General features: G+C 35.8%; 2 protein-coding genes. Both read left to right on the top strand.

Annotated features, from left to right (window positions below):
- Positions 1 to 273 precede the first annotated feature (273 nt).
- Positions 274 to 3,228, top strand: a complete 2,955-nt coding sequence (locus tag NEPTK9_RS03185) for a lipase family protein (protein WP_194847385.1) — start codon at positions 274 to 276, stop codon at positions 3,226 to 3,228.
- Positions 3,229 to 3,231: 3 nt separating this feature from the next.
- On the top strand, positions 3,232 to 11,136 hold the full coding sequence (locus tag NEPTK9_RS03180; RefSeq protein WP_194847384.1) for an NACHT domain-containing protein: 7,905 nt from the start codon (positions 3,232 to 3,234) through the stop codon (positions 11,134 to 11,136).
- Position 11,137 lies beyond the last annotated feature (1 nt).

Raw genomic sequence — 11,137 nt, 5'->3', positions numbered from 1 at the left:
CACATTCCTGCTACCAATCCAAGGTGGTCCATATCTTTGCTCGAAAATTCTTCCATCATACAAGTCTCCAAAAAGCTTAAAAAATACTTGACAATGTACGACAATTCGATTATTATGTCTTTACATTTTCTAAAAAAAGTTGCCCTCTAAAAATGCTCAACTTTCTACACTAACCTGCGGAATGTGGGATCCGGTGTTATGGAGGGGTGATTTTTGAGAAGACTCAAACTATTTTATAAGGCCAACTACTTTTTAAAGGGAGAGAAATAGCCAATGCTTGCAATAAAATTTTTTAAACAGATGAAAACAGAGACGCTCTTGGGAATATGGAATGATCCACTTCCGTCTCATTTCAAAAATTGCATTTTTAAAAAAGAGACATCATTTTCTCTATCAAATAGGCGTTATGTAAGCACCTTAGGTAGAAGTGGCCAAAGTCAAAGGTCTCAAGATAAGAAGGAAAAAAAACTTCCTTTTTTTATTTCGATGCTAGGGGGTGCGGTTTTGCTCGGATCCGGGGTAGCCTATGCATCGTCTGAAGAGCATGAACCTACTATTTCCAATCAAGACATTCAAAAAAAGCTCGAAAAATCGGGAACAGTTCTCGATTTTAGCGACTGCACAGTTTCGGATGGAGATCTAGTTAAGTTGTCTAACTGGCTAAAGCTTAAGCAACACCAATTTCTTCGCGTTAATTGGGGCAGAGCCCTTCCTACCAATAATACTGCTCTGACTTCTATTGAAGAATCCCTTAGATCTAACCAAGAAGCATTTGAAGAGCGTCCTACCCCTTATCTTTGTGCAAAATTTTGTAGCCTTTCCTATAGTAATAAGCATGCACTTGGTCTTGAACCAACTGCATGGGATGGTTTGCTTCAACTAGATCTGGGAATGCCAGTCAAAAAATGCACTTTACCCACAGACTGGAAGATTCTTGATTACGAAGATTCTGTTAAAGAAGATGGTTACTTTGGAGTCGCGTTTGTAAACGATAAGACAGGACACATTATATTGGCACACCGAGGTACAGATGCCTATTTTAGAGACTTACAAACGGATGTCATTGGGGTAGTAGGGGGTGTTGTTGAAGCTCAACAGTTATCTGCAGTCCGTTTTACAAGAAGAGTGCTTGATAGCGCTGAAGCAAAAAAATATCGCTTGGGAATTGTTGGGCACTCTTTAGGAGGATGGCTTGCTCAGCTCACAGCTTCGCTATGTGTCTCTAAAGGACATGAAGATGTTTATTCTATGACACTAGACACCCCCGGAGCCCAGCAGATGCTTGAAAACTACTTCGAAGGGCACCACATGGTATCAATGGCCCGGCTCGATGAGGATCGATTAGACTTTACAAACTACCTCTCTCTTCCAAACATCGTAAACACCTGTAATACTCAGACTGGAGACTTGTTCCATATTGTTCCTAATTTAAGCCCTGGATCTTTTTCTAGCATGGATAGACTCAAATTTTGGGCTATTAAAAAAGTCATGCCATCTGCCGAGTATGTTCTAAAGACCCATAGCCAAAATGCACAGCTCGCTCAATTTGATTCTAAAAAAGGAATGCCTAAGCGAGTCTATAAAGTAATGAGTTGGCCCCAAATTGAAAAAATGGGAAGGCGATACCCTGAGTTTTTTGATTTAGCAAGAAAAAACATGTGTAAATTTCCCGAAACAGGACATTTGTCTGATTTAGAACAATACTTGGTTAAGCATATTGCATGTTATAATGTAACTGAAGCTAAGAATAATGAGATAAGCTTAAGACACTTTTCTGATGCCACAATTGCCTGGCTAGAACAGGTCAATAAAAAGATCAAGGAAAACCCTCAGTTTTTAAAGGAGTTAGAAACCAAGCTTGGGATTGCAAACAGCGAGATGCAAAGGCTTCTAAACTTTAAAATAGAAGAAGGCTTCCTTAAGGTTCAAGGAGATATGCCTGCTTGGGAGTTTAAAAACCATCTTGCGAGACTCCTAAAAACTTACCCCGAACTTTTTTCTCTAGCCTTAGATCCAGAGTTCCCCATAAGGTTAGAAGAACTTGATGTTTTTCTTTCTAATCAGAAAAAAGAACTCATTTCTTCTTGTGAAGATATCATTCCTACTCGCCTTTACCTTTATGATCCAGCAGAAAAGGAAGAAATTGCTGATCACATGCTTAAAAAGCAAGAGCTAGTTGCTAAAATCAGCCGGAGGCAAGAATGGTTTAGTAGCTTTGAAAGGCATAAGGACAGCCCTGCTGCAAGCCATTGGACACAAATTGTTCAAGATCAAATAGCCCAGCTAAAAATCATCAGCGGTATTCAAGATGTTTTGATTAATTATAAGAAAAGAGAATTTGATAAGGCCAGACAATGTGCAGATGAAGTGCTTGCTTTAATGGAGAGCTATCAACAACAGCAATTAAAAACAGATTTACAGCTCCCAAGAATTCGAGCCAGCATGTTTTCACTTAAAGCAAAAATCGATCGTTCGATATGGAAAAAAGAGGAGGACCTAAAAAACTCTGAAAAAAATTACTTAAATTCCTTAGACGAAGAATTAGGATTGCCCCGGGTAGCATCGCTTTGGAGCAACTATGGAGCATTGCTCAATAATTGGGGGGAGTGGCTATTCTGGGAAGGAAGAGAGGAAGAGGCTATTGAAAAGCACCGCCAAGCCCTTGAAAAGCATAAAAAAGCACACGAACTTAGCGTACAAGACTGGATATTTTGTCAGCCTAATAAGAACCTAGTCATAAAACACGGTCGGGAAAAGGCACTTGAGATGTTCAATAAATGGAAAAACAATGATATTAAAAGAGATTATGGTCGCGCTATCTATCTGCTTGCTAGAGCTGAGTATGACGTAAGTAAAAAAACTAGCAAAAATAAAGAAATATTTCAAAATAAATTAAAGGAAGCATTACTTCTTTTCGCTACAGAAGAAACAGATCCTAAAAAAATCCCAGCTGTTACCCATCTATTCCGCGGCATTATCCTTCAAGATATGGAAAAATATCAAGAGGCCTTTGAGTGTTATGATCTTGGGCTAAAAAATCGCCCCAGACATGTGACCCTTCTTTATCGACGTGGCTTTGCCAACTTTGAACTACAAAATATGGATGCTGCAAAGAAGGATGCTGAGGCTTCTAAGGAGAGATTCATAGAGCGTGGGATTTATACTCCTGAAGATGAATATCGTTTTGGTTTAGTTAGAAAACTACTAAGGCTTATTAAGGAGAAATAAGAAATGACCGTGAAAATCATGCCTGATCATGAGGTTTCTTTCCGCCTTGAACCTACAAATTTTAAGAAGCTTAAAAAAACTGTAATAAGTGTGTTTGGTAATAATGAGGATATTCGTAACTATGCTTTAGCTCGTTTAAAAAAAGTCCAGGAAGAAGAATGTAAGCTTATTGAAAACATTGAACTCTATATTAAAGGAAACCGCTTTCTTAAAGGCGGGATTATCTATAGAATCAGATACATCTCCATGAATATTTTAAACAAAGGAACATTTCCCTCTTCTGGAAATAATATTGCGCTCAAAATTTTGTCAGATCTTTTTAAAGTTATCAAGGAGAAGTATCATAAAATAAAAACCAAACTCACTCAAACAGAAGCAGAAAAAAGAGATAGAGCAGATAATTTTTTATCAAAATATCATGAAAAAAGCACAGAGCTTTTTCAGCTCGAACAGAAAGACTTACATGCAAGCCAAGCTTTTAAGAGCTATCTAAAAGCACTTAAAAAATTCTTTAAAAAATCTGTTAATGAAACGATCTACTTCATGTATGCTTGGCCCACCGATGAGAAACGAAGCAAGGAAAAATGGATACAACCCTTTTTAGAGAGTCTGCAAAAAGCTCTTAAAAAAGCAGGATTTCCGGATGTTCGTTTTGATATTGTTTCTAACCGGATGGGAGCAGATATCAATAAGTTTATGGAAAAGACAGAATCGAGTAGCTATGTTCTTTTGTTTGCCTCAGAGTCTCTTCGGATAAAGCATAGTAGAGGAACATCAGCTGTCTGTACAGAATTCAATCACGTCCAAAATAAACGAGAAAAAGATTACAAAGAAGGTTTAACACGGATTTTTCCCATTATTTTAAGTGGCAGCCATGAAACTTCCCTACCTACTGGCTTCAAAAGGTTTATTACTGTTAGAGATTGGCGGAGTGGGGGATATCTTAAACATTTCCAGACGCTATTCATTGAACTGTTGGGGCTTCCTCCTGAAAAATATAGAAAGCAACTAAACAACCTTTGGGAGAACTCCGCAAGTAAGTATCCTTCGGACTGTGGAAATCTTAATTTTTATGATCAAAAAAGAGAAGAGCTTGAGGAATGTGTTGTACCTAAAGATGTTAATCGATTAATGAACATATCTTTTCAGAATTCGGATGACGACACACCGAAAAGTGTTCAACGCCTTATAAAGGCTAAAAAGGACCGAGAAAAGATCTATAAATTTGCCAAAGGTGAGGTTTTTCCTCTAATTAAGGAAATGTATAAAACAAACGCAATGCTTTCTATTTTTACTTTTTCAAAGAAAGGGGAATGGGAACTCAAGGTTCCTGTAGATAATCTTTATGTCAAAATTGCAATGATTGATGATCAAGAGAAAAAAGAAAGAGAAGCAAGCCATAGAAAAACCTTGAGCGAATATAGAGACCCCCGCCCTACCGATCATGGAACCATATTTAAAAAAGAGCTTGATCCCGCTGAGATCTTTTCTGAAGAGTTACTTGAAAAAGGTGAAAGACCGGTCGTCTTTGGATCTGCAGGTATTGGCAAAACAACTTTTGTTAATCATATGCTTTCTCTTTGGTCAAAAGGGGAGTGCTGGACAAAATTTAAGATAGTTTTTTGCTTACCACTTAGAAACCTTAATAAGCATTTTTACCCTAAGATCCCAGGTCATGTTTATAAAGCAAGCGAACTTTTACAAAGGGAATATCCTAACTTAGGAATTGACTTTCAACATCTTCTTAATGATAGCGAGTTTTTAAAAGAGTCTCTACTTATTTTAGAAGGATACGATGGGCTTCCTTCAGAAGCAAAGAGTAAGGGAAGGCACCTGTTTAAAGCATTTGAAGATTTAAAAAAACTATTTCCAAATATTTTAGTAACCTCAAGGTCTGCGAATACTATTGAATTTAATTCAACACAAGAGTTTGAGATCGTAGGCTTTGGCGATTCCCAGATAGAGACTTATATATCGAAATTTTTTGATGAAATAGGAGTAGAAAAAGCTGATAAACAGCAAAAAATTGAGAGCCTTAAATCTTACCTTTCAAAAACTCCACTAGCAGATAGCCTTGCTCATATTCCAATAAATTTAAGTATATTATGTGCTCTTTTTAACGAAGACAAAACATTATTTCAAAAAGATAAGACTCTTACAACGACAAAACTATATAGCTACATCACCAATCACTTTTACAAGGTTTTTCTTTTAAGATCAGGTATAGGTAAAGATGAAGTGCGCTCCCAGAAATCACCTCAACAGCATTACCTTGTGGCTCCTTTAAACAAGGTTTTGCAAGAAATAGCGATTTACGCAATGGAACAAGACTCTCTATATGTTGATCAGGTTAAAATCGAGGAAATTGTCTATCGAAATAATCTCCGTATTGAACAGGTAAAAAGCATCGGTCTTTTTAGAGTGGAGGGAGGCAAAGGAAGCTTTATACACTATACCTTCCAAGAGTTTTTGACTGCCACTTTTATTGCTCAACTTTATATCGATGGAAAACAAGGCAAAGCTAAAGTAATCATTAAGACCCATAAATTCATTCCGCGTTATTCATTAGTTCTGAGTATGATAGCAGGATATCTGGCCTCTCAAAAAAAGCAAAAATCTCTTCAAGCTTTTTTTGATGATCTATTTTCACCCCCTAGAGATCTAGCTAAAAGTTATGAACTCTCTCTTTTTGCTCAGTGCTTTAAAGAATGTGCCTTCCCCGAAGAGATTACTCAATACAAAAAGGAATTTATTCCAAACGTTATTCACTACATAGAAGAGGCCCCAGAAAAGAAAATAATTATACGATTGCTAGAGCGCACCAACCTCTTAAAAAACAATGAAGTATTAGAAAAAGTTAGGAAGGTTTCAGAGTGGAAAAATGATAATCATGCTCTTTTAAAGTTGTTGGCATATTCAATAAAAGATATTCCTAGCGAGTTTTTACCTATATTAGGTCAACAATTATCAGACCTAGAGTCCTATCATATTTTTAGAAAAAGTTCCATTCCTATTCAAAAAGAAACAATAGAAAAATTAAAAAACTTAGCTGACAAAAACAAATTTGAGACTTTCTTAGGTAGGTTAGCCTATCATATGGATATGAGATCTTCAACATTAGGATTTTATCGTGAAGTCAAAGATCCGGGTATAAATGCGTTTATGTTCCTAATGCATTTTGCACGCAAAGGGAATAAAACAGCCCAGGAATTTTTAGTAAAAAGTGCTTGGGATTATCTAGACAGTAAGAAAAAATTGGATCATAAACTTGGTAAAGACAAAATAAATGTCCTTAAAGAGATCGTTAATTTAAATCGGGTAGATTGTAAAGTTTTTTTTAAAAAATTAGCAGGTAAAATTACATCCACTTCCTGCTTAGCCCAGTCATCCGAAAAAGACGAAGCTGAGCAACAACTTCCCTGCTGGAAGCTTATAGATGTACTATTAGATCTGTTTTTTCAGCCAGAGCTCATCAATTATGATTTCTATTTGAATACCTTAATAGAGGTTGCAAAAAATAAGGATTACTGGATCAGTAAGCGTGCAATCGATTTCTTAGAGTCTATAGCTAGAAATAGAAAAACCAGTGCTGGTAAAGTGAAAGTTGTATTAGAAAACCTTATTAGGGATAAATCCTTTCTCCATGTTAAGAAACAATCTATTTTAAGCTTAAGCAACATAATGATTCTTCAAAAGGAAGCAAATATGGATTCGGTAGCGCTTTTACTAACAGCAGGTGAGCAGTTTCCTAACCTTAAAAATGAGGTTGTTGTTAGGTTAAGTGAGATAGCCGCGAAGATTTCAAGGATAGAAAAAAAAATAACTGACTTCTTGATAACTGCTATTACCCTAAATAAGCAAATGCATCCACTTGATCGAGAGAAAATAACATGTAATTTGTTAAGACGAATTATTGATAAAAATCAAGATAAAACCAAAATAATAAACACCTTAGTGGGTATAGCTTTCCGTTACCAAATAAGTCCATACAGTTCTGGTGTCGCAGCCTTTTGCATAGAGAAGCTTGCTTCAGCAGGTCTTATCTCTGATTTCAAGCAAGCAGCCTTGCCTCTTATATACTTCATTAGCGACACACAACCTATTAATTATCAAGAAAATAAACTTACTGGATCATCAAAATCAAGTAGTCAACTAAAAGCAGTGGAAGCTCTATTTAAGTTAATTAAGTTTGGTTACTCATTACCTCAAAAAAACTTAGAAGAGATGCTTTTTAGTAAATCTATCGATACAGTTGTTTACCGAGATTTGGTTTGTGGCTTTATCGAGATTTTAGAAAAAAAGAAAGACTTTTTTCAGAAGCTGGAGCTTGCTATTATAGATCGTCTAAAAAAACCTTCCGACACTTACCAAATGACTTTTTGCATAGAAAAAATGGCAAGGCACGGATATTTTAAGTGTTCTAAAAATTGGAAAAGCTTGCTTAACTTCTTGATAAAAAACAAAGAGTCTATAGGCATAGATCCTAAGATACGACTAAGTCTTGCGTTAGGTGAAATTGCAAAAGGGGAATCGGAATTAAAGGCTCATGCCACTGGGGTCATGCTGGAGCTTTTAAAGATTAAAAATTTATCTATAGCAGATTATAGACGTTTAAATCATTTAATAAAAGAACTTATAGACGTGGATTGTACTTTACCCCAGCAGGATACCATAAGGACCTGGGTATCAATAAATGTTTTTCCCTATAATGCCGAAAAGTTATTCGGCGCAAGTATGCTCCATTATGAGGCTGGAGCATGGACAAACAAGAAAGTATTAAAGCAGGTAATTGCTGGTTTGGTGGAGGAAGCCCAGAAACCAGAAAAGCAAAAGGACGCTGTCTGGTTTCTAAGCCACATGGCAAAGCCTGATCAGGATTCATTTGAACAGGTACGAAAAAGTTTTTGGGAAGTGGCTTTATATAATATAGAAAATAAGATTGATTTTTCAGCTTTTGAAAGCCTTGAGGCTTCATGGTTTACAAATATAGAAGAAATATTACAGAATATATTCGAAAAGGCATTTAGTTCCAAAGATAAACATTTTTTATTAAAGAAAATATCCCAAAATTCAGAAGAAAAGATTATTAACTGTAAAGATATTTTATCTTCAATTTTATCAAACGAAAAAAATACTTGCGAAATATCTGTAAGGCTTGATGCAGGAATAATGCTTTTGAAACATTCCCCTTATAACCAGGAATCTATCCTAGAAAAACTGCTAGAGATTACGAACAAACAGGGAACTAATGAGCTGTTAAGTATTATTAGAACATTAATATTTTACACATCTAATTTAAAAAATCAGGCAAATTTTCTAAAAAAAAATATACTACCTTTGCTTATTCAAATAATTCAATGTAATAAAAATCAAGAAATAGCTCTTTTATGTAGAACTATTGATTCTGCTAGTAGTGCACTAAGGCTCATTTCGGAAAGTGAAGACTATATCTCTATTTTCCTACATCTTTTACTTGAAATGTTTAATAAAAATGCAGGAAAGGAAGTTACAAGTGCTTTGATAAGACTTGCACATATCTCTAAAGATTCTGGGCAGAAAATAATTGAATTAGTATTCAAAAGATTAATCGAATTAAAATCAATGGATTATTCAAATGTTTTACGGTTTGCTTCCTTTATCGATAATAAATTAGAACAAGGAGAAGAGGTTTCAAAAGAAAACTTAGAAATATTAGTGTCATTAATGAATCCCAAATACTCTTTTGGTAGAGCTTATCAAGGTATATTAAGAGTGTTGCAGAAAGTTAAAGTTGAATATCTTAAGAATCTAATTCAAGACGATGGTTCATTTGTTTTGGTGCAGAAAATCTGCTACTTAACAGGTAAACCACTTGTATATGATGGATATAAAGTCAATCAAAGCCTGTTAAAACCTATTAATCCTGAGCAGGCTTTTAAAGAAGTATCTTGGCCCAGTTCATACATACCTCTAACTCATGATAATGGTCAACAAACTCAAGGAATGAAAAATTCTAAGGGAAGAGTTATGGCTTCGAGTTCGCCTATCAAAAAGCAAAAGATTTTAATAAGGAAAAAGCCTCATATATCATTAAATCGAACATTCAAACCATACTTACGAACTAAATTAATTAAAGTGCCTTTTATAAGCGATTCAGACGATAAGCTTTTCAATTCACCAAGTCAAGGGGGGGGGCTTATGGAAGACGACTTACGACGGGGGACTAAGCGTTCTAGAAGTTTGGGGACGAATGAATTAAAATATTCCAATAAGAGACAAAAGACTATGACTGAAGACAATCCTCACTTAGAGGGCAAAACCTCTAAAGAATTACAACCTACTGCAAACAGCTCGGGCAGAACACGGAATATAGGTTCTATGATTGATCAAACACAAGTAGATGGCTTCGACCCCACCACTACTACCCAACTTTATCCATCAAGGCAAAAACTTTCTTTTCCGCTATCATTCTTTTTATCACAAGAAGGAACATCATTAAGCACAGGCAAGAGAGGGTCTAAACCTGATGATTTTTTGCATATTTCTTTCAATACCCATGCAGGATTAACAAACTATGGTTCAGTCTGTTATGCTAATGCCTCTCTACAGGCACTAACCTCTAAGCGTTTTATCAACCAATTAGAATTGATTCAGCAAAATTATAAGAATTTATCTAGCGAAAGTTTTGCCTACCTCCAAACTCTCAGAGAAATTTTTGAAAAAAGTGGGTCTCAAAGACAGTTTCATGAATTTTTAGTCTCTGAATATGGTAATATGAGTACAGCACTTGAAAATCTTGAATCTGACCAAGAGACTAAAAAAGAGGCTGCAGCTCAAACCATTAATAATATCCTAACGCGCTTTGAAGGAGCATTTTCAGGAAAAAATTCACTGAAAAGTAGAGCTCAGGGGTTTTTACGAAAAATAGATCAAGGAAACTGTACAGAAAATGCTTATTTAGCAGATACAGTAAAAAATCGCTTACTATGCTTGAAAGTTATGCAATCGTTATTGAATGATGGAAAAACCATTTCTGCAAAGGAACTTTATAATGCAATTGGGTTTGGAGCTCCTTTTCAAGATATAGGAGAGTTTACTACTCGATTTTTGGATCAAATAGGTTTTGGAAAAATAATATTTCATAAAGTACTATCCATCTCACAATCCCATAAAACAAAAACTATATCTAAAGAGCGCGATTCTATACTTCAACTCCCTCTCCATAATGGATCTATACAAGAGGTCTTAGATAAATTTTTTTCAACTGAAGAACTAGAGATCTTAACCGAAGAAGGCTATACTCACAGCAAAGTAGTTTTAGACAGAGCACCTGATATCTTACCTTTAACGCTTAAGCGTTTTACAGATCATGCACGAACAATCAAGGTAACTATTGATGAAGAGATCTATGTAATGCTATCAAACGGAAAAAAATTTTGGTACACTTTACAATCAATGGGGTGCTATCAGCCAGGACATTATGTTACAGGATGCCGCTATGAAACAGGCGATGGTACAGTCCAATGGATAGAGCATAATGATGCTAGCTATCCCAAAGTTATAGGCCCACAAATCCAGAGCTGGGATAGGGAGCCAGAAAAAAATGCCTGCTTACTGGTCTACCATAAAAAAAACGAAACAGATATTGCTAAGTTAGCAACTTCAAAGCCCTCCGTTTCAAATTCCTCATCTATATTAAATAATGCATCCCCTCTTAAAACCCATTCAAACCTCTCATCTGTACACGATTTTACCTCAGAGCTTACTGCAATTGAGAATAAGCAAAAGCCAACAAGCGTTTACGAGCTTCAAAAGCTTGAAAATGCAATCAAAGCCTCCAACCTATCGGATAGACAAAAAGACAGCCTCATAGCCCGAATAAAGAAGATTCAATCAGGGATGAGTAGCAGCTCAAGTTCTAATAAGTAGC

The organism is Candidatus Neptunochlamydia vexilliferae (assembly GCF_015356785.1).
Taxonomy (GTDB): Bacteria; Chlamydiota; Chlamydiia; order Chlamydiales; family Simkaniaceae; genus Neptunichlamydia; species Neptunichlamydia vexilliferae.
This window is presented reverse-complemented; position numbering and strand designations above follow the sequence as displayed.